This window comes from Variovorax sp. 01N425, assembly GCF_056399465.1.
In genome coordinates, this window is record NZ_JBFTRJ010000006.1 from 36,843 (window position 1) to 60,673 (window position 23,831).

At 67.1% G+C, this 23,831-nt stretch carries 30 protein-coding genes; 4 read left to right on the plus strand and 26 right to left on the minus strand.

What is annotated here, in order from left to right:
* Positions 1-79: 79 nt before the first annotated feature.
* The gene (locus AC1DSC_RS12055) at positions 80-772 is read right to left on the minus strand and encodes a phosphatase PAP2 family protein (RefSeq protein WP_012746337.1); all 693 of its coding nucleotides are present in this window, start codon (positions 770-772) and stop codon (positions 80-82) included.
* A gap of 111 nt (positions 773-883) precedes the next feature.
* Between AC1DSC_RS12055 and mscL the strand changes: the two genes are divergently transcribed.
* Entirely contained in the window at positions 884-1,315 is a 432-nt protein-coding gene (gene mscL, locus AC1DSC_RS12060; protein WP_012746336.1) for a large conductance mechanosensitive channel protein MscL, read from the plus strand.
* Between the two features lie 23 nt (positions 1,316-1,338).
* Here mscL and pdxA read toward each other — a convergent pair whose 3' ends face one another.
* The 3 genes from pdxA to AC1DSC_RS12075 form a co-directional block, all read right to left on the minus strand.
* On the minus strand, positions 1,339-2,388 hold the full coding sequence (pdxA, locus tag AC1DSC_RS12065) for a 4-hydroxythreonine-4-phosphate dehydrogenase PdxA (protein ID WP_062363032.1): 1,050 nt from the start codon (positions 2,386-2,388) through the stop codon (positions 1,339-1,341).
* 62 nt (positions 2,389-2,450) lie between these two features.
* A complete protein-coding gene (locus tag AC1DSC_RS12070) occupies positions 2,451-3,224 on the minus strand; it encodes a Nif3-like dinuclear metal center hexameric protein (RefSeq protein WP_018906512.1) in 774 nt (257 codons plus the stop codon).
* Complete coding sequence (locus tag AC1DSC_RS12075; RefSeq protein ID WP_018906513.1) at positions 3,221-4,564, minus strand: MFS transporter; 1,344 nt, start codon at positions 4,562-4,564, stop codon at positions 3,221-3,223. Before AC1DSC_RS12075 ends, AC1DSC_RS12070 begins: the two co-directional genes overlap by 4 nt.
* A gap of 289 nt (positions 4,565-4,853) precedes the next feature.
* On the opposite strand from AC1DSC_RS12075, the gene AC1DSC_RS12080 reads away from it, so the two are divergent.
* Positions 4,854-6,014 (plus strand): S1C family serine protease, encoded by a 1,161-nt coding sequence (locus AC1DSC_RS12080; RefSeq protein WP_012746332.1) that lies wholly within the window; start codon positions 4,854-4,856, stop codon positions 6,012-6,014.
* Between the two features lie 4 nt (positions 6,015-6,018).
* Here the strand turns inward: AC1DSC_RS12080 and tatC are convergent, their stop codons facing one another.
* The 9 genes from tatC to AC1DSC_RS12125 all read right to left on the minus strand — a co-directional run bounded on the left by tatC (position 6,019) and on the right by AC1DSC_RS12125 (position 10,896).
* The gene (gene tatC, locus AC1DSC_RS12085; RefSeq protein ID WP_012746331.1) at positions 6,019-6,837 is read right to left on the minus strand and encodes a twin-arginine translocase subunit TatC; all 819 of its coding nucleotides are present in this window, start codon (positions 6,835-6,837) and stop codon (positions 6,019-6,021) included.
* 78 nt (positions 6,838-6,915) lie between these two features.
* A complete protein-coding gene (gene tatB, locus AC1DSC_RS12090) occupies positions 6,916-7,374 on the minus strand; it encodes a Sec-independent protein translocase protein TatB (protein WP_012746330.1) in 459 nt (152 codons plus the stop codon).
* 13 nt (positions 7,375-7,387) lie between these two features.
* Entirely contained in the window at positions 7,388-7,636 is a 249-nt protein-coding gene (tatA, locus tag AC1DSC_RS12095) for a Sec-independent protein translocase subunit TatA (protein WP_018906514.1), read from the minus strand.
* A 65-nt stretch (positions 7,637-7,701) separates the two neighbouring features.
* Positions 7,702-8,061: a histidine triad nucleotide-binding protein gene (locus tag AC1DSC_RS12100; RefSeq protein ID WP_012746328.1), complete on the minus strand. Its 360-nt coding sequence runs from the start codon at positions 8,059-8,061 to the stop codon at positions 7,702-7,704.
* A complete protein-coding gene (locus AC1DSC_RS12105) occupies positions 8,051-8,440 on the minus strand; it encodes a DUF4870 family protein (protein ID WP_012746327.1) in 390 nt (129 codons plus the stop codon). Before AC1DSC_RS12105 ends, AC1DSC_RS12100 begins: the two co-directional genes overlap by 11 nt.
* An 11-nt stretch (positions 8,441-8,451) precedes the next feature.
* The gene (locus tag AC1DSC_RS12110; protein WP_012746326.1) at positions 8,452-8,832 is read right to left on the minus strand and encodes a phosphoribosyl-ATP diphosphatase; all 381 of its coding nucleotides are present in this window, start codon (positions 8,830-8,832) and stop codon (positions 8,452-8,454) included.
* A complete protein-coding gene (gene hisI, locus AC1DSC_RS12115) occupies positions 8,829-9,227 on the minus strand; it encodes a phosphoribosyl-AMP cyclohydrolase (RefSeq protein ID WP_174545073.1) in 399 nt (132 codons plus the stop codon). Before hisI ends, AC1DSC_RS12110 begins: the two co-directional genes overlap by 4 nt.
* 30 nt (positions 9,228-9,257) lie before the next feature.
* Positions 9,258-10,037: an imidazole glycerol phosphate synthase subunit HisF gene (gene hisF, locus AC1DSC_RS12120; protein WP_012746324.1), complete on the minus strand. Its 780-nt coding sequence runs from the start codon at positions 10,035-10,037 to the stop codon at positions 9,258-9,260.
* A gap of 22 nt (positions 10,038-10,059) precedes the next feature.
* Positions 10,060-10,896: a D-hexose-6-phosphate mutarotase gene (locus AC1DSC_RS12125; protein ID WP_369664273.1), complete on the minus strand. Its 837-nt coding sequence runs from the start codon at positions 10,894-10,896 to the stop codon at positions 10,060-10,062.
* Positions 10,897-11,083: 187 nt separating this feature from the next.
* Between AC1DSC_RS12125 and AC1DSC_RS12130 the strand changes: the two genes are divergently transcribed.
* On the plus strand, positions 11,084-12,391 hold the full coding sequence (locus tag AC1DSC_RS12130; RefSeq protein ID WP_012746322.1) for a dicarboxylate/amino acid:cation symporter: 1,308 nt from the start codon (positions 11,084-11,086) through the stop codon (positions 12,389-12,391).
* Between the two features lie 8 nt (positions 12,392-12,399).
* The gene (locus AC1DSC_RS12135; RefSeq protein ID WP_436035236.1) at positions 12,400-13,320 is read left to right on the plus strand and encodes an amino acid ABC transporter substrate-binding protein; all 921 of its coding nucleotides are present in this window, start codon (positions 12,400-12,402) and stop codon (positions 13,318-13,320) included.
* Between the two features lie 9 nt (positions 13,321-13,329).
* On the opposite strand, the gene AC1DSC_RS12140 is transcribed toward AC1DSC_RS12135, so the two are convergent.
* From AC1DSC_RS12140 to AC1DSC_RS12200, 13 genes are all read right to left on the minus strand, one after another.
* Positions 13,330-14,502: an AAA family ATPase gene (locus AC1DSC_RS12140; protein ID WP_018906515.1), complete on the minus strand. Its 1,173-nt coding sequence runs from the start codon at positions 14,500-14,502 to the stop codon at positions 13,330-13,332.
* Positions 14,503-14,532: 30 nt separating this feature from the next.
* Complete coding sequence (hisA, locus tag AC1DSC_RS12145) at positions 14,533-15,276, minus strand: 1-(5-phosphoribosyl)-5-[(5-phosphoribosylamino)methylideneamino]imidazole-4-carboxamide isomerase (RefSeq protein ID WP_012746319.1); 744 nt, start codon at positions 15,274-15,276, stop codon at positions 14,533-14,535.
* 63 nt (positions 15,277-15,339) lie between these two features.
* Positions 15,340-15,996 carry an imidazole glycerol phosphate synthase subunit HisH gene (gene hisH, locus AC1DSC_RS12150; protein ID WP_018906516.1) on the minus strand — a complete coding sequence of 219 codons (657 nt, stop codon included), beginning with the start codon at positions 15,994-15,996 and terminating at the stop codon, positions 15,340-15,342.
* A gap of 19 nt (positions 15,997-16,015) precedes the next feature.
* Positions 16,016-16,624, minus strand: a complete 609-nt coding sequence (hisB, locus tag AC1DSC_RS12155) for an imidazoleglycerol-phosphate dehydratase HisB (RefSeq protein ID WP_018906517.1) — start codon at positions 16,622-16,624, stop codon at positions 16,016-16,018.
* Complete coding sequence (gene hisC / locus AC1DSC_RS12160; protein ID WP_018906518.1) at positions 16,621-17,712, minus strand: histidinol-phosphate transaminase; 1,092 nt, start codon at positions 17,710-17,712, stop codon at positions 16,621-16,623. Before hisC ends, hisB begins: the two co-directional genes overlap by 4 nt.
* Positions 17,709-18,080: a hypothetical protein gene (locus AC1DSC_RS12165; RefSeq protein WP_062363035.1), complete on the minus strand. Its 372-nt coding sequence runs from the start codon at positions 18,078-18,080 to the stop codon at positions 17,709-17,711. Before AC1DSC_RS12165 ends, hisC begins: the two co-directional genes overlap by 4 nt.
* Positions 18,081-18,112: 32 nt before the next feature.
* Positions 18,113-19,435: a histidinol dehydrogenase gene (gene hisD, locus AC1DSC_RS12170; protein WP_012746314.1), complete on the minus strand. Its 1,323-nt coding sequence runs from the start codon at positions 19,433-19,435 to the stop codon at positions 18,113-18,115.
* A gap of 11 nt (positions 19,436-19,446) precedes the next feature.
* The gene (hisG, locus tag AC1DSC_RS12175) at positions 19,447-20,088 is read right to left on the minus strand and encodes an ATP phosphoribosyltransferase (protein WP_012746313.1); all 642 of its coding nucleotides are present in this window, start codon (positions 20,086-20,088) and stop codon (positions 19,447-19,449) included.
* Entirely contained in the window at positions 20,085-21,374 is a 1,290-nt protein-coding gene (murA, locus tag AC1DSC_RS12180; protein WP_062363038.1) for a UDP-N-acetylglucosamine 1-carboxyvinyltransferase, read from the minus strand. Before murA ends, hisG begins: the two co-directional genes overlap by 4 nt.
* Positions 21,375-21,411: 37 nt before the next feature.
* On the minus strand, positions 21,412-21,654 hold the full coding sequence (locus AC1DSC_RS12185) for a BolA family protein (RefSeq protein ID WP_012746311.1): 243 nt from the start codon (positions 21,652-21,654) through the stop codon (positions 21,412-21,414).
* Between the two features lie 19 nt (positions 21,655-21,673).
* Positions 21,674-22,438, minus strand: a complete 765-nt coding sequence (locus AC1DSC_RS12190) for an ABC transporter permease (protein WP_012746310.1) — start codon at positions 22,436-22,438, stop codon at positions 21,674-21,676.
* Positions 22,439-22,520: 82 nt separating this feature from the next.
* The gene (locus AC1DSC_RS12195) at positions 22,521-23,468 is read right to left on the minus strand and encodes an ABC transporter ATP-binding protein (RefSeq protein WP_012746309.1); all 948 of its coding nucleotides are present in this window, start codon (positions 23,466-23,468) and stop codon (positions 22,521-22,523) included.
* An 87-nt stretch (positions 23,469-23,555) separates the two neighbouring features.
* Entirely contained in the window at positions 23,556-23,828 is a 273-nt protein-coding gene (locus AC1DSC_RS12200; protein ID WP_012746308.1) for an STAS domain-containing protein, read from the minus strand.
* Positions 23,829-23,831: the final 3 nt, after the last annotated feature.

Genomic DNA, 23,831 nt, shown 5'->3' on the forward strand with positions numbered 1-23,831 from the left:
CCTGCAGTTTGCAAATGTGAACTATCAATTAACCGGCTGCGCGGAGCAATTGTGGCGCTCCGGCCACAAATCTTCCGCCTCAATCGCTTGGTGAAAAGCTTTGCTCTTTTGTAAGGAACTGTGTGCTGTTGGCAGGCTGACGCACGGCCCTGCGGTTCTGCAGGAGATCGGCACGGGTGAACGGGCGCTCGATGCCCGCCATCCACGCGGCAAGCGTTTCCAGCGCGTCCTGTGTGGGTGCAGGCCGCCCCACTATGAAAAAGAGGAGCGGCAGCGCCATCGCCAAGGTGAGCCAGCGGGGTGTCCTGACCAACATGGACTGGTGCCAATGCAACAGCAAAAAGCTTGCGCTTACAACTGTTCCAAGCATCGCACCCGTGACGACCTCTGCGGTGGAGTGAACTTCGAGGGCCAGGCGCGACACGCCGATGAAGACGCCCCATACCCATCCCGATACCGCAGCCGCCATGCGCACCTTTGGTGCGCGGCGCCGCGCCGCCAGCCAGAAAACGACCGGCCAGACGCTGGTTGCCAGCGCGGTATGTCCGCTGAAGCCGATGAAATCGAAATGGGCGCTGCCAATGCCCCAGCCCATGAACAGAAGCTTGGACAGCATCACGATGAAACCGCAACCGCCGAATAGCAGCGTCCACCGCACCGCCGCCGGGCGCGTGCCGCGGTCGATTGCGAGCCAAATAGCAATTCCCAATGCGGTGGGCAACAGGAAGCCGCTGTCACCGAAGCCGGTGGCAATTAACCAGAAATTATTCATTAACGTGAAATAAGTGCGCTTTTCTATTGCTTCGCCATCGCCGGCCGGAGCCGTTCCGAAGGCATACTTGCGGCACCTTCAACACCAGCGCTCCTGGAGCATATTGAAATCATGAGCATCCTCAGTGAGTTCAAGGAATTTGCCGTCAAGGGCAACGTGATCGATCTCGCAGTCGGCGTGATCATTGGCGCAGCATTCGGAAAGATCGTCGATTCGATCGTTGCCGACATCATCATGCCGGTCGTCGGGCTGGTGTTCGGCAAGCTGGATTTCTCTAACCTGTACGTGGTGCTGGGCACCGTGCCGGCGGGGGTCGCCAACAACCTGGCCGACCTCAAGAAGGCCGGCGTGCCGGTGCTGGCCTATGGCAACTTCATCACCATCGCGGTCAACTTCGTGATCCTTGCCTTCATCATCTTCATGATGGTCAAGCAGATCAACAAGCTGCGCAAGACGCATGCCGAGGCGCCCGCGGCACCGGTGGCACCGCCGGAGGACATCGCCCTCCTGCGCGAAATCCGCGACAGCCTGAAGCGCCCCTGAGCCGCCCTCGCGCGCCTTCCTGATCAGGCGCCCGCCAAGGTTCTGGCCATGCGCAGCGCCTCGACGAGGCTCGACGCATCGGCCCGGCCGGTGCCTGCAATGTCGAATGCGGTGCCGTGGTCGGGGCTGGTGCGCACCAGCGGCAGGCCCAGCGTCACGTTCACGCCCTTCTCCACGCCAAGGTACTTGACCGGGATCAGGCCCTGGTCGTGGTACATCGCAATCACCACGTCGAACTCGCCGCTCCCCGGCACCCCGGGCCTGGCACGCGCGCGCATGAAGACGGTGTCGGGCGCATAAGGCCCGTGGGCGTCGATGCCTTCGGCAAGGGCGGCCGCAATGGCCGGCGCAATGATGTCGCGCTCTTCGGAGCCGAACAGTCCGCCCTCGCCCGCATGCGGATTGAGGCCGGCCACGCCAATACGCGGCGCCCGCCCGAGCATGCGCTGCAAGGCGCGGTGGGTGATGCGCAGCGTCTCCAGCACGCTGCCGAAGCTCACGGCCGTGATGGCGTCGCGCAGCGACATGTGAATGCTCACCAGCACGGTGCGCAGCTCGTCGTTGGCCAGCATCATGCGCACCGGCATGCCGTCCACCGCGAGGCCCGCATGCGCAGCGGCCTCGGCCTGCAGCAGCTCGGTATGGCCGGGATAGGGAAAACCGGCCGCGGCCAGTGCTTCCTTGTGCAGCGGCGCCGTGACGATGGCGGCGATCTCGCCACGCAAGGCGGCGCGCGCAGCCCAGACCACGCAGTGGCCGGCCACGCGGCCGGCTTCGGCGCTGATGCGGCCCGGCACGATGTCTTCCGCCGGCGCGGCCACCACCTGCAGCACCGGGATGCAGCCCGGCGGCACCGCGGCCGCTTCGGCAATGCGCTCGATCCGCGCCACCGGCCAGGCGGGTTGCCCCGGCGAGGCCAGCGCCTGCGATGCCCGGCGCATCGCGGCCACGTCGCCGGCCACGAACGCGCCGCGCGCGGCGTCGGGTGCCTGGCGGAAGGCCTTGGCGATGATTTCCGGGCCGATGCCCGCGGGATCGCCCAGCGTGATGGCAAGGGGAGCGTGGCCGTTCATCGGAATACCTTCGCCCTGGCGGGCTGCGGTGCGAGCTTGCTTGGGGCGGCCCGGCGCTGCGTTCATGCCGGATTGTCGATGTCGATGAACTCGTGCTTCAGCCCGAGCTGGGCCGCCACGTGCCCGGCCACCGCCTGCGCGCCGTAGCGCTCGGTGGCATGGTGGCCGCAGGCCAGGAAGGCGACGCCCATCTCGCGGGCGTAGTGGGCCTGGGGTTCGGAGATCTCGCCGGTGATGAAGGCGTCGGCCCCGGCCGCAATGGCCGCCTCGAAGTAGCCCTGGGCGCCGCCCGTGCACCACGCGACGTTCTTGATCGGGCGGTGCGCCGTATCCACCAGGGTGACGGGCCGCTTCAGCACCTTTTCCGCGTGCGCGGCCAGTTCCTTGGCGCTGGCAAAGGCTTCCCCGTTGTCGCGCGCGCCCAGGAAGCCCAGCTCCTGCTCGCCGAAGCGCCCGGTCGAGCCCGCATGGGCGAGCAGGCCGAGCTGCAGGCCGAGCTGTGCGTTGTTGCCCAGCTCCGGATGCGCATCGAGCGGCAGGTGATAGGCAAAAAGGTTGACGTCGTCGCCCAGCAGCAGCCCCAGGCGCTGCTTCATCCAGCCGGTGACGCAGCCGTCCTGGCCGCGCCAGAACAGGCCGTGGTGCACGAAGATCGCGTCGGCCTCGGCATGGATGGCGGCCTCGATCAGCGCGCGGCTCGCCGTGACGCCGGAGACGATCTTCCGCACCACGGTGCGGCCCTCGACCTGCAGGCCATTGGGTCCGTAGTCCTTGAAGCGCGACGGCGCAAGGAGCAGGTCGAAGGCATGCAGCAATTCATGGCGAGTGGTGCTCATCGCGCCATTGTCGCGCTCCCGATGCCGTCGCGCATCGCATGGCCGCGCGCCGCCAATGGCCACAGGGCCAGCACGAAGCCCAGCCCGGCCAGCACGGCGACGTAGTGCGCCGGTGCCATGGTGTCGTGCTGCAGCCAGAGCGTGAGGATCACCGGCGTGAGGCCGCCGAACACCGCATACGACATGTTGTAGGCAAACGAAAGCCCCGTGAAGCGCACCGGCGCCGGAAACGCGCGCACGCCGGCGATCGGCACGGTGGCGATGGTGCCCACGAACAATCCCACCAGGCCGTAGTGCCAGAACAGCGTGGCCGGCGTGCCGGGCAGTCCCGTGTAGAAAAGATAGGCCGTTGCGAACAACCCGCCCCATCCGATGAGCATCACGGCACGCGTGCCGATGCGGTCGCTGGCCCAGCCTGCCAGCACGCAGCCGATGGTCAGCGTCAGCGTGGCCAGGGCGTTGGCTTCCAGCGCCAGCGCTGCCGGAATGTGGTGCACCTTCTGCAGGTAGGTGGGCGTGTAAAGCACCACCACCACGATGGCGGCCGACAGCACCCAGGTCAAGAGCGCCACGTAGACGCTGGCCGCGCGGTGCTCGCGCAGCACAGTGCGCAGCGGCAGCTCGCGGGCCACCGTCCTGCGGCCTGCCAGTTCCTTGAAGACCGGCGTCTCGTGCAGGAAGCGGCGCAGGTACACCGAGACGAGGCCGAACACCCCGCCCAGCACGAAGGGAATGCGCCAGGCGAAGCCGCTCACCTCCGCCGGCGAATAGTGGCGGTTGATGGCCACGGCCACCAGCGAGCCCAGCAGGATGCCGCCCGTGATGCCCGAAGTCAGCGCGCCGATGCCGAAGCCGTAGCGCTGCGCCGGCACGTGCTCGCCGATGAAGACCCAGGCGCCCGGCATCTCGCCGCCGATGGCCGCGCCCTGCAGCACGCGCATCGCGAGCAGCAGCAAGGGTGCGGCGATGCCGATGCTCGCGTAGGTGGGCAAGAGGCCGATGACCAGCGTGGGCGCCGCCATCAGGAAGATCGACAGCGTGAACATGCGCTTGCGGCCGAGCAGGTCGCCGAAATGCGCAATGACGATGCCGCCCACCGGGCGGGCCAGGTAGCCGGCCGCGAAGATGCCGAAAGTCTGGAGCTGCCGCAGCCAGTCGGGCATGTCGGCGGGGAAGAAAAGCGCACCCAGCACGGTGGCGAAGAACACGTAGATGACGAAGTCGTAGAACTCCAGCGTGCCGCCGAGCGCGGACAGGGCCAGGGTCTTGTAGTCGCGCGCGTCGAGCGTGCGCGCCGGCACCGGCTGCGTGCCGTCCGGGGAGATTGCGTGAGAAGTCATGGCGGGCAGGGAGGTCGTTGCCGCGCGCCGGGGCCGCCGAGGGATGGGAAGCGGAAAATCGGCGCGCCGGCGAAACGCCTGGCCGCGTCCGCCGGATGGGCGGCGCGGAAGGCCGGAGCTCGGAGCCGTGTGGGCTCGCTGCGCGATGCTAAGGGTTATCCCTTATTGGCGCACGAGACCTTTGTCATTCTCGACCGCAGCGCGCGGTTTCTGGCGACTGGGGGTTGAGGGACAATGGACCCGTCGGCGCCGCGTGGACGGCGCGTTCCCCCGTTTTATCTCAAGCTTCATGAAACGCACCTGGCTGCTCTTTGCCCAAGCCGTGACCGTCCTTTTGGCGGCCTACTTCGTTGTTGCCACGCTCAAGCCCGAGTGGATCAACCGCCGCGCCACCTCGCTGGGCGGCGTGGTCTCGATCGTCGAGGCGCCGGCGGGCGCCCCCGCGGTGCCGGCGGCCGGCAGCCTGAGCGCGGCCGCAAAGAAAGCCTCGCCGGCCGTCGTGAGCATCAACACCAGCAAGGCGGCGCAGCGCCATCCCCGCAGCAACGATCCGTGGTTCCGCTTTTTCTTCGGCGACCAGGGCGACCAGCCCCAGGTCGGCCTGGGCAGCGGCGTGATCGTGAGCGCCGAGGGCTACATCCTCACCAACAACCACGTGGTCGAAGGCGCGGACGAGATCGAGGTCACCCTCAACGACAGCCGCCACACGCGCGCCAAGGTGATCGGCACCGACCCGGACACCGACCTTGCCGTGCTCAAGATCGAGATGGACAAGCTGCCCGCGATCGTGCTGGGCAATTCCGACGAGCTCCAGGTGGGCGACCAGGTGCTGGCCATCGGCAATCCCTTCGGCGTGGGCCAGACGGTCACCAGCGGCATCGTCTCGGCGCTCGGGCGCAACCAGCTCGGCATCAACAACTTCGAGAACTTCATCCAGACCGACGCGGCCATCAATCCCGGCAATTCGGGCGGCGCGCTGATCGACGTCAACGGCAATCTGCAGGGCGTCAACACCGCCATCTATTCGCGTTCGGGCGGCAGCATGGGCATCGGCTTCGCGATTCCCGTTTCCATGGCAAAGATCGTGCTCGAGGGCATCGTGAAGGACGGCCAGGTGCGCCGCGGCTGGATCGGCGTCGAGCCGAACGAGCTCTCGCCCGAGCTGGCCGAGACCTTCGGCGTGAAGGCCGATGCCGGCGTCATCATCACCGGCGTGCTGCAGAACGGGCCGGCAGCCAAGGCCGGCATCCGGCCGGGCGACGTGATCACTTCGGTCGGCGAAAAGAAGACCGACAACGTGCAGGCCCTGCTGACCGCCGTGGCCGGCCTCAAGCCCGGCAGCACCACGCGCTTCGCACTGCAGCGCGGCACCGACAAGATGGAACTGGACGTGACGCCGGGCCTGCGGCCCAAGAGCCCGATGCGGCAGGTGCCGAACCAGCCCGAGTGAGCGCTCAGGAAGACGCCGACGAATCGGCGCTTTCTTTTTCTTCCTCTTCGGATTTCTTGGTGGTATTTGCGAAATAGCGCGCGCCGATGATGCCGACCTCGTAGAGCAGGCACATCGGCACCGCCAGCGCAAGCTGCGACACCACGTCCGGCGGCGTGAGCACCGCGGCCACCACGAAAGCCACCACGATGAAGTAGCCGCGGAAGGACTTGAGCTTCTCGATGGTGACCATCTCGAAGCGCACCAGCAGCATCACGACGATCGGCACCTGGAAGGCCACGCCGAACGCGATGTAGAGCGAGAGGATGGCCTCGACGTACGAGGAGATGTCGGGCGTGGCCGCCACCGCGGCCGGCGTGAACTTCTGGATGAAGCTGAACATCTTGTCCAGCACGAAGAACTGCACGAAGGCGATGCCCGCATAGGCCAGCAGGCTGCCGAAGAAGATCAGCGGCAGCGCAAAGCGCTTTTCATGGCTGTAGAGCCCCGGCGCAATGAACATCCAGGCCTGGTACATGAGCCAGGGCAGCGCCAGCAGCACCGCCGTCATCATGAGCACCTTGAGCGGCACGAAGAACGGCGAGAACACGCCAATGGCGATGAGCTTGGCGTCCGGCGGCATGTGTGCGCGGATCGGCATTGCGATCAGGTCGATCAGCCCGCCCGGGCCGGGCCAGATGGCCAGCAGGATGCCCGCGACCGCCAGGCCGTAGACGCAGTAGAGCAGCCGGTCGCGCAGCTCGACCAGATGTTGCACGAACGGTTGCTCGGTGCCCGCCAGCTCGTCTTCTGCGTCTTTGTTCTTGTTGTCGGAATCGGCCATTGGAAAGAGAAAAAGCAGGAGAAAAGCGTGGCTTCGGCCGGCGTGCGGCGCACGAGGGACGCGCTGGTGGGAAAGCCGCTAGTTGATCTTGTGGGGACGGAAGCGGGCGACGCGCGCGGCACCCGAGAGCGCCTTGGTGCGCACGCCGTTGCGCGCCTTGTACCACTGCGGCGTGGCGCCCTGCTTCAGGCGCCAGTTCTTGCGCGGGTGCCTGTATTCGGGCACCGCGGGCTCGGGTTCGGCCAGCGCCGAAAGCGTTTCGCCCGAGCCGGAGAACTGCTTCTCGAGTTCGCTGGCGCCGCTGTGGATGCTCTGCTCGACGTCCCGCGCGGCCTCTTCCACCGTGCCCTTCATCTTGCGCAGTTCGTCCAGCTCCATCGAGCGGTTGACTTCAGCCTTGACGTCGTTCACGTAGCGCTGCGCCTTGCCCAGCAGGGTGCCGACGGTGCGCGCCACCCGGGGCAGTTTTTCCGGCCCGATGACGATCAGAGCCACGACGCCGATGAGCGCCAGCTTCTCAATGCCGAGGTCGAGCACTTATGACCCGCGCTCAGGACTTCTGACGCGCTTCGACGTCGATGGTGGACTTGTCGCTGCTGGCCGGCTGGCCGGTCACCTGCGCTGCAGGAGCCGACGAAGCGGCGGGTGCATCGGTGGTGCTGCCGTCCTTCATGCCGTCCTTGAAGCCCTTGACGGCGCCACCAAGGTCGGAACCCATGTTCCGCAGCTTCTTGGTGCCGAAGATCATGACCACGACGAGCAGCACGATCAGCCAGTGCCAGATAGAAAAAGAACCCATGGAAGACTCCTAAGAATGTGTCCGATTTTAGTCGGGCTGAATGTGACAGTTCGGATTAATGGGATTCAGCCGCGCAGCCACGGGCGGGGGCCGCCCATGACGTGCACATGGAGATGGTGGACCTCCTGCCCGCCCTCGGCGCCGGTGTTCACGACGACCCGGTAGCCGCCCTCCGGATAGGGCCTGCAGCCCTGTTCCAGCGCGAGCCGGGGTGCCAGCGTCATGATCCGGCCCATCAGCGCGGCGTCGTCGGGGGTGAGCTGCGCCATCGAGGCGATGTGCCGCTTGGGCACCAGCATGAAGTGCACCGGCGCCCAGGGGGCGATGTCGTGAAAGCCGAACAGTTCGTCGTCCTCGTAGACCTTGCGCGAAGGAATCTTGCCTTCGATGATTTTGCAGAAGACGCAGTTCGGATCAGATGACATCTTTGGGTTCCATGGGACGGCTGCCGTTCATGCGGATCATGCCCTTCACGATCCGGTAGAGAAACCACAGCGAAATGAGGCTCCAGGCGATCCAGCCCGGCACGAGAAAGAGCAGCCAGAGCCACGAGGTCAGGATGTACAGCAGGCCCGCCCACAGCACCGAGCGGATGCGCCAGCTGAAATGCGTGGCCTGCCAGGTGCCGGCCGCGTCGTCGCGCTTGATGAAGTCGATCAAGAGCGCCAGCAGCAGCAGCGCCACCGAGGCCTGCGCCCCCGGCAGGACGGCGCCAATGGCCACGATCAGGTGCAGGATGTAGCTGATCCAGCCCCAGGTCTTGAGCGAGTCGTCGGGTTCCACGTTCACGATGTCGTTGGCCATGGGACGTCCTTTCAATCGTTGGATGCCTCGCGGGCCTGCGCCTTGCGCAGGGCTTTTTCCTCGATGCCGCTGGTGCCCTCGCGGCGCTCCAGCTCCGCGATCACCTCGCCGGGCGAGAAACCGTAGTGCGCCAGCGCCACCATGGTGTGGAACCACAGGTCGGCCACTTCGTTCACTATTTTCGTGCGGTCGCCGCCATGGTCGGCATCCTTGGCGGCCATGACCACCTCGGTGGCTTCCTCGCCGATCTTCTTGAGGAAGGCATCGGGGCCCTTGTGCAGCAGGCGCGCCACGTAGCTCTTGTCGGGGTCGCCGCCGCGCGCGGGCAGGCGGCTTTCGATGACCGCAGCCAGGCGTGCGAGGGCGTCCGAGGTGTTCACTGTGGCGGTCATTTGTAGATCGACTCCGGGTCTTTCAAGACCGGCTCGACCGCGTGCCATTGGCCCTTCTCGTATTTGCTGAAGAAGCAGCTGTGGCGTCCGGTGTGGCAGGCGATGCCGGGCTCGTGGCCGAGCTGGGTGACCTTGAGCAGCACGACGTCGTTGTCGCAGTCGAGGCGGATCTCGTGCACGGTCTGCACGTGGCCCGATTCCTCGCCCTTGAACCAGAGCTTGTTGCGCGAGCGGCTGAAATACACGGCGCGCCCGAGCTCGGCGGTCTTTTCGAGCGCCTCGCGGTTCATCCAGGCGAACATCAGCACGTCGTTGCTGCCCTGTTCCTGCGCGATCACGGGCACCAGCCCGTTCGCGTCCCATTTCACTTCGTCAAGCCAATTCATGGCGGGTATTGTCCCACCGCCGGGCGGCCCTGAAGCGGATCAGGTCCGGACCGGAATGCCCCGCGCGGCCATGCGGGCTTTCGCCTCGCCGACCGTGTGCTCGCCGTAGTGGAAGATGCTGGCGGCCAGCACCGCGTCGGCGCCGCCGGTCTGGATGCCGTCGGCCAGGTCGTCGAGGCTGCCCACGCCGCCCGAGGCAATGACCGGCACGTTGACGGCGTCGCTGACCGCGCGGGTGAGCGCAAGGTCGAAGCCGCTCTTGGTGCCGTCCCGGTCCATGCTCGTGAGCAGGATCTCGCCGGCGCCGCGGCGCACCATCTCGGTTGCCCATTCGACGGCGTCCAGGCCGGTGTTCTTGCGGCCGCCATGGCTGTACACGTCCCAGCCCGCGCCGCGCGTGGCGGCTTCTTCGGGGCTGCGGCGCTTGGCGTCGATGGCCACGACGATGCATTGCGAACCGTACTTCTGCGAGGCGTCGTTGATCACCTGCGGATCGGCAATGGCCGCCGAATTGAAGCTGGTCTTGTCGGCGCCCGCGTTGAGCAGCCGGCGCACGTCGGCCACGGTGCGCACGCCGCCGCCCACGGTCAATGGAATGAAGACCTGCGAGGCCACCGCCTCGATGATCGGCAGGATCAGGTCGCGCCCGTCGCTGGTGGCCGTGATGTCCAGGAAAGTGAGCTCGTCGGCCCCCTGCGCGTTGTAGCGCGCCGCAATCTCGACCGGATCGCCGGCGTCGCGCAGCTCGAGAAAGTTGACGCCCTTGACCACGCGGCCGCCGGTGACGTCGAGACAGGGAATGATGCGTTTTGCGAGCATGGTCGGTCGTAAAGGGAAAAAATCAGGAAACGCGAAGCTGCTGCCAGCCCTGCCATTGGGCGCCGGGCGCGAGCAGCACCTGCTCGTCGATGCGCGCGGCCTCCACGCAGAGCATGTGCCTGTAGCCATCTTCGGGCATGTCGGCGAGTTTCGCACCGAGCACGGCGCCGGGGTTCCAGACCACGGTTTCGCTGCAGCTGGCGCTTTGCGCGATCTCGAGCGTGCCGCTCGGCTGCACCAGGCGCAGCGGCTTCGCGGGCGCGGCATAGACGCTGTCGAACTCGGCACTGAAATGCAGCGCCGGGGCCGTTTCCACGTGGCGGTCGTCGCGCAGCGAATCCCAGCGGTTGGCACCCTGCAGGCCTTCGAGGCGCACCTGCGCGATGTCGTCGACGCGCAGGTAGGTGTGCAGGGCGGCTGCGAAGCTGAACGGGCCATGGCCGGTATTGAGCAGCGTCAGCGCGGTGCGCAGCCGGCCCGCAGCCATGCCGATCTGCAGCCGCGCCTCGAAAGCGTGCGGCCAGAGCCTGCGCGTGGCCTCGCTGTCGCGCAGCCGCAGGGTCAGTTCGCCCGATGTGGCGTCGATCCCCCGGTTTTCCCAAGGCAGATTGCGCATGAATCCATGCTTGGGCAACATGCCGCGCTGGTTGAACTGGGGGCAGCAGATGGGCACGCCGCCGCGGATCGCCGCCTGTCCGTCGAACACCGCAGAGGGGCTCAGGTAGAGCCTTTCCGTCCCATCGGCGGTGGTCCAGGAAAGCAGCTGCGCCCCGTGCAGCGCCACGGTGAAGGCACCGCCGTCGGCGCCGGCGGCACGAAGCGCGGGCTGGCCGCGGAACTCGATCGAGCTGATATCCATTGGAGAATTGTAGGCAGCGAAGTTCCGGGCACGGAATTGGCATTGGACACTTAAGGCTTCATTGCCGCCGCGCCGGCGCCGGTTGCGTACAGGGGACCTTCTTGGATACCCTTCGCTGCCGCGCAAGAACAGGGCGCCGGCCGATGTGCGCCCGCCCCAGAACCACACACACCCCGAAGGGACACCTATGAAGAGAAAACTGCCGGCCGCCGCCTGGATCCTGATCGCCATGGTGCTCGGCATCCTTGTCGGCTACATGATCTTCACGAGCTTTCCCGACAAGAAGGCCGCGGCGCAGATCGCAGGCTACGTGTCGATTGTGTCGGACGTGTTTCTGCGCCTCATCAAGATGCTGATCGGCCCGCTGGTGTTCTCCACGCTGGTGGTGGGCATCGCGCACATGGGCGACGCCAAGTCGGTGGGCCGGGTGTTCGGCAAGTCGCTGGGCTGGTTCCTCACTGCTTCGCTGATCTCGCTGGTCATCGGCCTGGTCATGGCCAATGTGCTGAAGCCCGGCGAGAACCTGGGCCTTCCGCTGCCGGACATCGGCGCTTCGGCCAACCTGGCGACCGCGAAGTTCACGCTCAAGGACTTCGTGAGCCACATGGTGCCGAAGTCCTTTGCCGAGGCCATGGCCAACAACGAGATCCTGCAGATCGTGGTGTTCTCGATGTTCTTCGGCGTGGCGCTCGCCTCGCTCGGCGACAAGGCCAGGACGCTGGTGGCCGCCATCGACGAACTCTCGCACGCCATGCTCAAGATCACCGGCTACGTGATGAAGCTGGCGCCGCTCGCGGTGATGGCCGCCATGGCCGCCACGGTTGCGACGAACGGCCTGGGCATCCTGCTCAAGTTCGCGGTCTTCATGGGCGACTTCTACCTGGGCCTGTTCGTGCTGTGGGGCGTGCTGGTGTTCGCGGGCTTTTCGTTCCTGGGCCCGCGCGTGTTCAAGCTGCTGGCACTCATCAAGGAAGCCTTCCTGCTGTCGTTCGCCACGGCCAGCTCGGAAGCGGCCTACCCGAAGATCCTGCAGGCGCTCGACCGTTTCGGCGTGAAGCGCAAGATCTCGAGCTTCGTGATGCCGATGGGCTATTCGTTCAACCTGGACGGCTCGATGATGTACTGCACCTTCGCCGTGCTGTTCATCGCGCAGGCCTACAACATCCACATGCCGATCAGCACGCAGATCACGATGCTGCTGATCCTGATGCTCACCTCCAAGGGCATGGCTGGCGTGCCGCGCGCTTCGCTGGTGGTGATTGCGGCCACGCTCAACCACTTCGACATTCCGGAAGCCGGCCTGCTGCTGATCCTGGGCGTCGACACCTTCCTGGACATGGGGCGCTCGGCCACCAACGCGGTGGGCAACTCCATCGCGACGGCCGTGGTCGCCAAGTGGGAGGGCGAGCTGCTCTCCGAGAGCGACGCGGCGGCCAATGCGAGGACGCTCGACGCCGAAGCCTCGGCCACCCTCGCCCATCCGGCCCACGCGTGAGGCTCGCCATGAAGGCCAAGGCCGCGCTGTCGTTTCTTCTTGCCGGCCTGCTGGCGGCCGCTGCGCTGGTCGCGGCGACCCCGGCCAGGGCGCAGCCGCAGGCCCCGGAGACCTTGACGGGCACGCTCGCCAAGGTGCGCGAGAGCGGCACCATCACCATCGGCTACCGCGAGTCGTCGGTGCCGTTTTCCTTTCTCAATGCACGCCAGGAGCCTGTCGGCTATTCGATCGAGCTCTGCCGGGAACTGGTCACGGCCATTGAAGAGGCGGTGAACAAGAGCCTCGCGATCAAGTGGGTGCCGGTGACCTCCGATTCGCGCATCGATGCGGTCGAGCGCGGCACGGTCGATCTCGAATGCGGCTCGACCACCAGCAACCTCGAGCGGCAAAAGCGCGTGAGCTTCTCGCCCACCATCTTCGTCTCGGGCACCAAGGTGCTGGTGAAGAAGGGCTCGCCGATCAAGTCGTTCCGCGACCTGGCGGGCAAGCGGGTGGCCGTCACCGCGGGCACCACCAACGAGAAGACGCTGCGCGAGCTGTCGCAGAAGTTCAGGCTCGGCATCGACCTGCGGGTGGCGCGCGACCACGCCGATTCCTTCGGGCTGGTGAAAAGCGGCCAGGCCGACGCCTTTGCCACCGACGACGTGCTGCTCTACGGCCTGATCGCGCGCGACGCCGCCAAGGCCCAGTACGAGGTGGTCGGCGACTACCTCTCCTACGACCCCTACGGCATCATGTACCGCAAGGGCGACGCGCAATTGGCCAAGGTGATCAACGACACCTTCCAGGTGCTGGCGCAGGACGGCGAAATCGAGCGCCAGTACAAGCGCTGGTTCCTGCGCAAGCTGCCCACCGGGGAAAGCATCGACCTGCCGATGAGCGCGCAGCTGGAAGCCATCATCCAGACGATGTCGGTGAAGGCCGAGTAGCCCGCAGCCTCAGCGCACGGGCCACTCCCAGCGCGGGATCTCGCTCATGTCGAGGTTGGCGATGCGGGTTTCGCCGAAGCGCTTCTCGAGCACCACCGACTGCAGCTCGCCGCTGTCTTCGAGCGCGGCAATCAGCCGCGCGGCATGCGACACCACGATCACCTGCGACTCGCGCGCGGCCTGCGCGACGAGGCGGCCGAGCGCCGGCAGCAAGTCGGGATGCAGGCTGGTCTCCGGCTCGTTGAGCACCAAGAGCGCCGGCGGCCGGGGCGTCAGCAGCGCGGCAATCCAGAGCAGATAGCGCAGGGTGCCGTCCGAAAGCTCCGCCGCCGTCAGCGGCCGCAGCAGGCCGTGCTGGTGCATCAGCGTTTCGAAGCGGTCTTCGTTCACCCGCACCTGGATGCGGGCGCCCGGAAATGCGTCGTCCACGGCGCGGTCGAGCGCCTCGCCGTCGCCGATCTCACGGATGGTCTGCAGCGCGGCGGCCAGGTCGGCACCATCGTTGGCGAGCACCGGTGTGCGGGTGCCGAGCTGCGGCTGGCGCGCGGGCGCATCGGCGTCGGAGCGGAAGTGGTCGTAGAAGCGCCAGGAGCGCATCTGCTCGCGCAGCGCGAGCATCTCGGGTGCGGCGTGGGGATCGGCGTACTCGGTCATCATGCTGGCGAAGGCGGGAATCGGCCGGCCGATGGCCTGCCAGCCCTTGCCCTCGCGCAGGCGCAGTGCCGCGCCCCTGCGGTCGACCAGCTGCGCCGCGGGGCGCAGCAAGGGGCCGTGCCAGATGGTTTCGTGCTTGATCTCGGGGTCGCGCGAGAAGGCCGTCGCCGGGATCGGCGGCGGCAGGCCGATGTCGATGGCGTAGCCGAACTCATCGGCCTCGGTGCCGGCGAAGCCCAGCTTCAACGCGACCGGCTCGCTGCGGGTGGTGCCCTGCACCGGCGCATCGCCGCGCAGCATGGCGGCCGAGAAGCGCTCGGGACCGGCCCACAGGGTGGAGGAAAGCCCGCCCTCGCGCACCAGCGAGCGGATCGCGCCGCCGTTGGCAATCTCGGCCAGGAGCCGCATCGCGCGGTAGACGCTGGACTTGCCGCTGCCGTTGGGCCCGGTCACCACCGTGAGCCGTCCGAGCGGCACCGTCAGCTGGCGCAGCGAGCGGTAGTTGGCAATGGCAAGCGCGGAAAGCACGCCGCGCTACAGAAGAGGAAGGCGCCGGCCTCAGGCGCCGGCGAGCTCGTCCGCGCGGGCCTGCGCGGCGGCGAAGTCGAGGTCGCCCGAATAGATGGCCCGGCCGCAGATCACGCCTTCGACGCCCTCGGACTCGACCGCGCAGAGCTGGTCGATGTCGGCCATGTTCGACAGCCCGCCCGAGGCGATGACCGGAATGGTCAGCGCCTGCGCAAGCTTGACGGTGGCATCGATGTTGATGCCCGAGAGCATGCCGTCGCGGCCGATGTCGGTGTAGATGATCGATTCGACGCCGTAGTCCTCGAACTTCTTGCCCAGGTCGGCCACCTCGTGGCCCGTGAGCTTGCTCCAGCCGTCGGTGGCCACCTTGCCGTCCTTGGCGTCGAGCCCCACGATGATGTGGCCGCCGAAGGCCACGCAGGCATCCTTCAGGAAGCCGGGGTTCTTGACCGCCGCGGTGCCGATGATCACGTAGCGCAGGCCGTCGTCGATGTAGCGCTCGATGGTGTCCAGGTCGCGGATGCCGCCGCCCAGTTGCACCGGGATGTCGTCGCCCACCTCGCGCAGGATCGCCTTGATGGCCGCGTGGTTCTGCGGCTTGCCGGCGAAGGCGCCATTCAGGTCGACCAGGTGCAGCCGCCGCGCGCCGGCCTCGACCCACTTGCGGGCCATGGCGGCGGGGTCTTCGCTGAAGATGGTGGACTGGTCCATGTCGCCCTGCTTGAGGCGAACGCAGTGGCCGTCTTTGAGATCAATGGCGGGAATGAGGAGCATGGAAGTGACGCGAGTGTGCGGAATCCGGGCTGAGGAAGCTTCGGCCCGGGCGGGAATATAAGGTCAGGGATTCCAGTGGAGGAAATTTCGGTAGAGCTGCAACCCATGGTCCGCACTCTTCTCCGGGTGGAACTGGGTGGCAAAAATGTTATCGCGTGCGACGGCGGCGGTAAAGCACGCGCCGTAATCGGCCTCGCCCACGCTGTGCCGGATGTCGGCCGGCCGGGCATAGAAGCTGTGCACGAAATAGAAGTAGCTCATGTCCGGCACACCCGCCCACACGGGGTGCGGCTGGGCCTGGCGCACCTGGTTCCAGCCCATCTGCGGCACCTTGAAGCGGCTGCCGTCGGGCTGCAGCCGGCCCGCCAGGTCGAACTTGACGACCTCGCCCGGAATCAGCCCGAGCCCGTCGGTCGGGCCCTCGTCGCTGCGCGACAGCAGCATCTGCATGCCCACGCACACGCCGAAGAGCGGCTTGCTCGCCGCGGCCTCGAGCACCGACTCCTGCAGGCCGGAGTCGCGCAGTTCGCGCATGCAGTCGGGCATCGCGCCCTGCCCCGGCAGCACCACGCGCGTGGCCTTGCGCACCACCTCGGGGTCGGAGGTGACGAAGACCTGCACGCCCACCTGGTCGGCCGCATGCTGCACGGCCTGCGAGACGGAGCGCAGGTTGCCCATGCCGTAGTCGACCACGGCGACGGTATTTGCTACAGATTTCATAGCTTGGCGGCGAGGACGTTCAGAGCGAACCCTTGGTCGATGGAATGACGCCCACGGAGCGTGGATCGAGTTCGAGCGCGCCGCGCAGCGCGCGCGCAAAGGCCTTGAACACGGTCTCGCACTGGTGGTGCGCATTGACGCCCTTGAGGTTGTCGATGTGCAGCGTGACGAAGGCGTGGTTGACGAAGCCCTGGAAGAATTCGTAGGTGAGCTGGCTGTCGAAGGTGCCGATCATGCCGCTCGTGAACGGCACGTGCATCACCAGGCCGGGCCGGCCCGAGAAGTCGATGACGACGCGGCTCAGCGCCTCGTCCAGCGGCACGTAGGCATGGCCGTAGCGGCGGATGCCCTTCTTGTCGCCCACGGCCTTGGCCACCGCCTGGCCCAGCGTGATGCCCACGTCTTCCACCGTGTGGTGGCCGTCGATGTGCAGGTCGCCCTGGCAATCGATCTCGAGGTCGATCAGGCCGTGGCGGGCGATCTGGTCGAGCATGTGGTCGAAGAAGCCGATGCCGGTGGAGAGCCTGGCCTTGCCCGTGCCGTCCAGGTTGACGCTGACGGTGATCCTGGTCTCGGCGGTGTTGCGGGTGACCGATGCAGTGCGATCGGCAGTCTGGGGGGTGGTCATAGTGAGGCTTCGAGTGCCGCGAGCATCCGCGCATTCTCGTCGGCCGTTCCGACGGTGAGGCGCAGGCAGTTTGCGAGCAGTTCGTGCATTTTAGAAACGTTCTTCACAAGAATCCCGCGCGCCTTCATGCCTTCGAAGGCCTTGGCGGCATCGGGCACGCGCACGAGGATCATGTTGGCATCGCTCGGCCAGGCCTTCACGCCCGCCAGGCGGCCCAGCCCCATCATGAGACGGTGGCGCTCGTCGCGGATCTGCCGCGCCTGGGCCTCGAACACCTCGGCATGCTCGAGCGCGAACAGTGCGCACTCGCAATTGAGCACGCTGATGTTGTAGGGCGGGCGCACCTTGTCGATCTGCGCGACCAGCGCGGCCGGGCCCATGAGATAGCCCAGGCGGATGCCGGCCAGGCCGAACTTGCTGAGCGTGCGCATCAGCAGCACATGGCCATGCCGCGCGATGCGGTCGATGTAGCTCCTGGCGGCAAAGGGCTGGTAGGCCTCGTCGATCACCACCAGCCCGCCCTGCTCGCCCTGGGCCTGCACGATCTTCTCGATGGCGGCATCGTCCCAGAGGTTGGCGGTGGGGTTGTTCGGATAGGCCAGGTACACGATGGCCGGCTTCTCGCGTGCGATGGCCGAAAGCATGGCGGCCTCGTCGAGTTCGAAATCGGCCGTGAGCGGCACGCCGACGAAGCGCAGGCCCTGCAGTTTCGCGCTCATCGCATACATCACGAAGCCGGGCACGGGCGCGAGCACCGCGGCCCCGGGCACGTCGCAGGCAATGGCGAGCAGCGAGATCAGTTCGTCGGAGCCGTTGCCCAGCATCAGCGAAAAGCCCTCGGGCATCTGCGCATGCGCGGCCAGCGCGCGCTGCAGGTCGGCGCCGCGCTCGCCCGGATAGCGGTTGAGCGCCAACGCACCGAGCCGCGCGCCAAGCTCGGCCTGCAGCGCGGCCGGCAGGCCGAAGGGGTTTTCCATGGCGTCGAGCTTGACGAAGCCGCGTGCGTCCTGCACCGCATAGGCATGCATGGACTGCACGTCGGAGCGGATGCGGTCGATCGGGCGGGCGGCGGGCGAAGAAGATGTCATCGGGTGCAGCGGTAGCTGTTTCTGAGGGCGCCGGCCATGACCAGCTGAACGGGCATGTCGGCTTCGTAGCTGTCGGCGTTGCGGGTCAGCTCGGTTTGATAGAGGGAGCGTGCCATCGAAGGCTCCAGGCGCCGGCCCTCGACGCAGAAGATCGGCTTCTGGCCGTTGCGCTGCGAGGCCTCCACGCCTTCGCGCAGGCCTTCGAGCACGCCGACGAGGTAGTAGCTCGCGTAGGCCTTGCCGTCCTTTTCGCTCGCTTCCAGCGTGCGCAGCTCGCGGATGCTCATGGCCTGCGCCGAGCCCGCAGCCGCGAGCGCCAGCAGCCATGCCGTCGCGCGCGAACGATGAAAAGAACGGCGTCGAGCCATCTTGCTTTGCTCCTGCCGGCGGCGGGCGGGCTTCAGGCCCTGCGCAGCCGCATGCGCGCCGCTTCGGCGTGCGCCTGCAGGCCTTCGCCTTCGGCCAGCGTGACGGCAATGGGCCCGAGCACCTGCGCGCCGGCTTCGCTCACTTCGATGAGGCTCGAGCGCTTCTGGAAGTCGTACACGCCCAGCGGGCTCGAGAAGCGCGCCGTGCCGCTCGTGGGCAGCACGTGGTTGGGGCCCGCGCAGTAGTCGCCCAGGCTCTCGCTGGTGAAGGCGCCCAGGAAGATCGCGCCGGCATGGCGCAGCAGCGGCTCCCAGCGCTGCGGCTCGCTGCTGCTGACTTCCAGGTGCTCCGGCGCGATGCGGTTGCTGATCTCGCAGGCCTCTTCCATGCTCTTGGTGTGGATGAGAGCGCCGCGGCCGTTGAGCGAAGCCGCGATGATCTCGGCGCGCGGCATGCCGGGCAGCAGGCGGTCGATCTCGGCCTGCACGCGGTCGATGTACGCGGCGTCGGGGCACAGCAGGATGCTTTGCGCGAGCTCGTCGTGCTCGGCCTGGCTGAACAGGTCCATCGCCACCCAGTCAGGCGGCGTGCTGCCGTCGGCCAAGACGAGGATTTCGCTCGGGCCCGCGATCATGTCGATGCCCACGGTGCCGAACACGCGGCGCTTGGCGGCGGCCACGTAGGCGTTGCCGGGGCCGGTGATCTTGTCGACCGCGGGGATGGTGGCGGTGCCGTAGGCCAGCGCGGCCACGGCCTGCGCGCCGCCGATGGTGAAGGCGCGCGTGACGCCTGCCACGTAGGCGGCGGCGAGCACCAGCTGGTTCTTTTCGCCGCCCGGCGTCGGAACCACCATGATGATTTCGGCCACGCCGGCCACGTGAGCCGGAATGGCATTCATCAGCACGCTCGACGGATAGGCCGCCTTGCCGCCCGGCACGTAGATGCCGACACGATCAAGCGGCGTAACCTTCTGGCCGAGCAGCGTGCCGTCGGCATCGCGATAGCTCCAGCTCTCGCCGCTGGCCTTCTTCTGCGCCTCGTGATAGCTGCGCACGCGGCGAGCGGCGGCTTCGAGCGCATCGCGCTGCGTGGCCGGCAATGATTCGAAGGCGGCCTTGAGTTCGGCCTGCGTTAGCTCCAGCTCGGACAGCGTCTTCGCATCGAGCTTGTCGAAGCGATTGGTGTACTCCAGCACCGCCTCGTCCCCGCGCCTCTGCACGTCGGCCAGGATGTCCGCCACCACCTTCTCGATGGCCGCATCGGCATCCGCGGACCAATGCAGCCGCGCCTTGAATTCAGCGTCGAAGCCGGCTGAAGCCGTGGAGAGGCGGACGGGGGCTGCTTTCGGAGTCATGTGCGTGAAGTTCAGGCAGTGGGAATGGCCGACGCGAAGGCGTCGATGATGCGGCGGATCGGCTCGCGCTTGAGCTTGAGCGCGGCCTGGTTGACCACGAGGCGCGCGCTGATGTCCATGATGCGTTCGACCTCGACCAGGTGATTGGCCTTGAGCGTGTTGCCGGTCGAGACCAGGTCGACGATGGCGTCGGCCAGGCCGGTGAGCGGCGCGAGCTCCATGCTGCCGTAGAGCTTGATCAGGTCGACGTGCACGCCCTTGCTCGCGAAAAACTCGCGTGCAAGGCCCACATACTTGGTGGCGACCCTCAGGCGCGAGCCCTGCTTCACGGCCGAGGCGTAGTCGTAGTCGGCGCGCACCGCCACGCTGAGTCGGCAGGCCGCGATGCGCAGGTCCAGCGGCTGGTACATGCCCTGGTTGCCGTTTTCCAGCAGCACGTCCAGGCCGGTCACGCCAAGGTCGGCGCCGCCGTACTGCACGTAGGTGGGCACATCGGAGGCGCGCACCAGCACCACGCGCACGTCGGGCCGGGTGGTGGCCAGGATCAGCTTGCGCGATTTTTCGGGGTCTTCGGTGACCTCGATGCCGGCGGCGGCCAGCAGCGGCATCGTCTCTTCGAAGATGCGGCCCTTCGAGAGCGCGAGGGTGATCATGCGGCGGCTCCCGAGATGCGTTCGATGTCCGCGCCCAGGCCGCGCAGCTTGGCTTCCATGCGGTCGTAGCCGCGGTCCAGGTGGTAGATGCGGTCGACCAGCGTCTCGCCGTCGGCCACGAGGCCGGCGATCACCAGGCTGGCCGAGGCGCGCAGGTCGGTCGCCATCACTGTGGCGCCCGACAGCTGCTGCACGCCCTCGACCATCGCCACCTTGCCCTCGACGTGGATCGTGGCGCCCAGGCGCACCATCTCGTTCACGTGCATGAAGCGGTTCTCGAAGATGGTTTCGGTGACCATCGAGGCGCCGCGCGCGATCACGTTCAGGGCCATGAACTGGGCCTGCATGTCGGTCGGGAAACCGGGGTATTCGGTGGTGCTGAAGCTCTGCGCCTTGAGGTGCTCGCAGGCCGGGGCGCTGGAGCTGATGCGCACGCCGCCCTCCTGTGCCGCGACGGTGCAGCCGGCGTCGCGCAGCTTGTCGATCACCGCGTCCATGTGGTCGGCCCGCGCGTGGCGCAGGAACACGTCGCCGCCGGTGGCCGCAACGGCGCACAGGAAGGTGCCGGCCTCGATGCGGTCGGCCACCACGGCGTGCTCGCAGCCGTGCAGCTTCTCGACGCCCTGGATGCGGATGTGGCTGGTGCCGTGGCCTTCGATCTTCGCGCCCATGCGGATCAGCATTTCGGCCAGGTCGACGATCTCGGGCTCCTGCGCGGCGTTCTCGAGCAGCGTCTCGCCCTCGGCCAGCGCGGCGGCCATGAGGAAGTTCTCGGTGCCCGTGACGGTAACCATGTCGGTCAGGATGCGCGCGCCCTTCAGGCGGGTGCGCCCGGCCGGCAGGCTGGCGATCATGTAGCCGTGCTCGACCACGATCTCGGCGCCCATGGCCTGCAGGCCCTTGATGTGCTGGTCGACCGGCCGCGAGCCGATGGCGCAGCCGCCCGGCAGCGACACCTTGGCATGGCCGAAGCGCGCGAGCAGCGGGCCCAGCGCCAGCACGGAGGCACGCATGGTCTTCACCAGTTCGTAGGGTGCCTCGGGGTTGCTGAGGTCGCCCGCATCGAGCCGCACCGTGCCGTTGTCGTCGCGCTCGGCCGCAACGCCCATGTTGCGCACCAGCTTGAGCATGGTCGACACGTCCTGCAGGCGCGGCACGTTGTGCAGCGTCACGGGCTGGTCGGTCAGCAGTGCGGCGCACAGTTCCGGCAGGGCTGCGTTCTTGGCGCCGGAAATGAGTACCTCGCCGCGGAGCTGGCGCCCGCCGCGAATCAGAAGTTTGTCCATCGAATTTCCAGCGAATCAGGGCCCGGGGGCCGGAGAGTTATTTTTCCAACGCCGCCCATTCGGCCGGCGTGTAGGTCTTCATTGAGAGCGCATGCACCTCGTCGGTATGCATTTTCGCACCCAGGGTCGCGTAGACCCGCTGATGGCGCTGAATCGCGCGCTTGCCCTCGAATTCGGCCGAGACGATGGTGGCATACCAATGCCGGCCGTCGCCTTCGAGCGTGATGTGCTCGCAGGGAAGGTGGGACTGGATCAGGGCCTGGAGTTGTTCGGCGGTCATGGGAATTGGAAAGGGCTTTTCAGCCTCTGATTTTGTAGCCGATGCGCAGCAGGTGGACGGCGATGGCGCTCACCACCAGCCAGGCGGCGCCGACGATGCCCAGGCTGAGCCAGGGCGAGGCGTCGCTCACGCCGAAGAAGCCGTAGCGGAAGCCGTCGATCATGTAGAAGAACGGGTTCAGGTGGCTCACGCCCTGCCAGAACGGCGGCAGCGAACCGATCGAATAGAAAACGCCCGACAGAAAGGTCATGGGCATGATCAGGAAGTTCTGGAACACCGCCATCTGGTCGAACTTCTCGGCCCAGAGCCCGGCAATGAGCCCCAGGGTGCCGAGCATGGCGGAGCCCAGCAGCGCAAACACGAGAATCCAGAGCGGCGCAACGAAGCTCGGCATCGCGAAGAACATGGTGACCAGGAACACGCCGAGCCCCACGGCCAGCCCGCGGATCACCGACGAGCCCACGTAGGCGAAGAACCAGCCCCAGTGCGACAGCGGCGTGAGCAGCACGAACACCAGGTTGCCCATGATCTTGCTCTGGATGATCGACGACGAGCTGTTGGCGAAGGCGTTCTGCAGCACGCTCATCATCACGAGGCCCGGCACCAGGAAGGCGGTGTAGCCGACCGAGCCGTAGACCTTCACGTGGTCTTCGAGCACGTGGCCGAACACCATCAGGTAGAGCAGCGCGGTGAGCACCGGCGCGCCGACGGTCTGGAAGCCAACCTTCCAGAAGCGCAGCGTTTCCTTGTAAAGCAGCGCACGCCACCCCGTGACGGCCATCATAGGGCCCCCTTGCTCGGCACTGCGTGTCCTCGCGTCCCCCCGAGGGGGAGCTTCGCTTGCTTGTGTCGGCCCGGCGCAGCGCTCATCTCGCCACCTCCAGCGGCGTCTGCTCGCCTGCCATCAGGTCGATGAACACGTCTTCCAGGTCGGCCTTGCGCATTTCCACGTCTTCCACCGCGACGCCGGCTTCGCGGATCGCGGCCAGCAGTTGTTCGACTTCATGGGCGTTCTGCGCCGGCAGCTGCACGATGCGCCCTGTGATGCGCGCATGCTGCGCGATGGCCCAGGGCAGCATGGCGTCGGTCTTGAAGCGCAGCACGTTGCTGGCGGCCGACTTCAGGAGCTCGCTGGTGCGGTCCAGGGCGATCACCTTGCCGAGCTTGAGCATCGCGATGCGGCTGCACAGCGCCTCGGCCTCTTCGAGGTAGTGGGTGGTGAGCAGCACGGTGCTGCCCTCCTTGTTGAGCCTGGCGACGAACTGCCAGAGCGTCTGGCGCAACTCGACGTCGACCCCGGCGGTGGGCTCGTCCAGCACGATGACCGGCGGCTTGTGCACCAGCGCCTGCGCCACCAGCACCCGGCGCTTCATGCCGCCCGAGAGCTGGCGCATGTTGGCCGTGGCCTTGTCGGCCAGGCCCAGGCTTTGCAGCAGCTCGTCGATCCAGGCCTCGTTGTTCTTGATGCCGAAGTAGCCCGACTGGATGCGCAGCGATTCGCGCACGTTGAAGAACGGGTCGAACACCAGCTCCTGAGGCACGATGCCGAGCTGGCGCCGGGCCTCGGCATAGTCGCGCTGCACGTCGAAGCCATGGACGCTGATGGCGCCGGCCGTGGGGCGGGACAGGCCGGCCAGCATGCTGATGAGCGTGGTCTTGCCCGCGCCGTTGGGCCCGAGCAGGCCGAAGAACTCGCCCGGCTCGATCTGGAAGCTGACCTCGTCGACGGCGCGCAGCCCCTGCTTGCCTTGGGCCCGCTGCTGTCTGGAGGGAGGGTAGGTCTTGGAGACCGATTGGAATGAGATCGCGGGCATGGGAGCCGGCGATTTTACGGGCCCGCCCCGCAGGCCGCTTGGCGGCGGCCGGATGCCCTGACGCGGCCGCTGCCGGGCCGCCGGCGGTCAGGGCGCCGCCGGCAGCAGCCCCGCAATGCCGTAGAGCGCTGCCAGTTCGCGTAGCCGCGGCGAAAGCCCCTTGACCGCGAAGCCCCGGCCGAGCGCGCTCGATTCGCGGCGGCACTCCAGGAGCACCGCCAAGGCCGAGGAATCGAAATGCGCGAGCGCGCTGGCGTCCACCACCGTGGATGTGTCGGCCTGCCCCGCCAGCCCCTGCTGCAGCATGCGCATGCAGGCCGGGGCTTCGTCGTGGGTGAGCTTGGAGGGCAGGACCAGCATGGC

Coding starts and splice junctions, on each gene's coding strand:
- AC1DSC_RS12055 (WP_012746337.1), bottom strand. CDS start 772: ATGAATAATTTCTGGTTAATTGCCACCGGCTTCGGTGACAGCGGCTTC.
- mscL (WP_012746336.1), top strand. CDS start 884: ATGAGCATCCTCAGTGAGTTCAAGGAATTTGCCGTCAAGGGCAACGTG.
- pdxA (WP_062363032.1), bottom strand. CDS start 2,388: ATGAACGGCCACGCTCCCCTTGCCATCACGCTGGGCGATCCCGCGGGC.
- AC1DSC_RS12070 (WP_018906512.1), bottom strand. CDS start 3,224: ATGAGCACCACTCGCCATGAATTGCTGCATGCCTTCGACCTGCTCCTT.
- AC1DSC_RS12075 (WP_018906513.1), bottom strand. CDS start 4,564: ATGACTTCTCACGCAATCTCCCCGGACGGCACGCAGCCGGTGCCGGCG.
- AC1DSC_RS12080 (WP_012746332.1), top strand. CDS start 4,854: ATGAAACGCACCTGGCTGCTCTTTGCCCAAGCCGTGACCGTCCTTTTG.
- tatC (WP_012746331.1), bottom strand. CDS start 6,837: ATGGCCGATTCCGACAACAAGAACAAAGACGCAGAAGACGAGCTGGCG.
- tatA (WP_018906514.1), bottom strand. CDS start 7,636: ATGGGTTCTTTTTCTATCTGGCACTGGCTGATCGTGCTGCTCGTCGTG.
- AC1DSC_RS12100 (WP_012746328.1), bottom strand. CDS start 8,061: ATGTCATCTGATCCGAACTGCGTCTTCTGCAAAATCATCGAAGGCAAG.
- AC1DSC_RS12105 (WP_012746327.1), bottom strand. CDS start 8,440: ATGGCCAACGACATCGTGAACGTGGAACCCGACGACTCGCTCAAGACC.
- AC1DSC_RS12110 (WP_012746326.1), bottom strand. CDS start 8,832: ATGACCGCCACAGTGAACACCTCGGACGCCCTCGCACGCCTGGCTGCG.
- hisF (WP_012746324.1), bottom strand. CDS start 10,037: ATGCTCGCAAAACGCATCATTCCCTGTCTCGACGTCACCGGCGGCCGC.
- AC1DSC_RS12125 (WP_369664273.1), bottom strand. CDS start 10,896: ATGGATATCAGCTCGATCGAGTTCCGCGGCCAGCCCGCGCTTCGTGCC.
- AC1DSC_RS12130 (WP_012746322.1), top strand. CDS start 11,084: ATGAAGAGAAAACTGCCGGCCGCCGCCTGGATCCTGATCGCCATGGTG.
- AC1DSC_RS12135 (WP_436035236.1), top strand. CDS start 12,400: ATGAAGGCCAAGGCCGCGCTGTCGTTTCTTCTTGCCGGCCTGCTGGCG.
- hisA (WP_012746319.1), bottom strand. CDS start 15,276: ATGCTCCTCATTCCCGCCATTGATCTCAAAGACGGCCACTGCGTTCGC.
- hisH (WP_018906516.1), bottom strand. CDS start 15,996: ATGAAATCTGTAGCAAATACCGTCGCCGTGGTCGACTACGGCATGGGC.
- hisB (WP_018906517.1), bottom strand. CDS start 16,624: ATGACCACCCCCCAGACTGCCGATCGCACTGCATCGGTCACCCGCAAC.
- hisC (WP_018906518.1), bottom strand. CDS start 17,712: ATGACATCTTCTTCGCCCGCCGCCCGCCCGATCGACCGCATCCGCTCC.
- AC1DSC_RS12165 (WP_062363035.1), bottom strand. CDS start 18,080: ATGGCTCGACGCCGTTCTTTTCATCGTTCGCGCGCGACGGCATGGCTG.
- hisD (WP_012746314.1), bottom strand. CDS start 19,435: ATGACTCCGAAAGCAGCCCCCGTCCGCCTCTCCACGGCTTCAGCCGGC.
- hisG (WP_012746313.1), bottom strand. CDS start 20,088: ATGATCACCCTCGCGCTCTCGAAGGGCCGCATCTTCGAAGAGACGATG.
- murA (WP_062363038.1), bottom strand. CDS start 21,374: ATGGACAAACTTCTGATTCGCGGCGGGCGCCAGCTCCGCGGCGAGGTA.
- AC1DSC_RS12185 (WP_012746311.1), bottom strand. CDS start 21,654: ATGACCGCCGAACAACTCCAGGCCCTGATCCAGTCCCACCTTCCCTGC.
- AC1DSC_RS12190 (WP_012746310.1), bottom strand. CDS start 22,438: ATGATGGCCGTCACGGGGTGGCGTGCGCTGCTTTACAAGGAAACGCTG.
- AC1DSC_RS12195 (WP_012746309.1), bottom strand. CDS start 23,468: ATGCCCGCGATCTCATTCCAATCGGTCTCCAAGACCTACCCTCCCTCC.
- AC1DSC_RS12200 (WP_012746308.1), bottom strand. CDS start 23,828: ATGCTGGTCCTGCCCTCCAAGCTCACCCACGACGAAGCCCCGGCCTGC.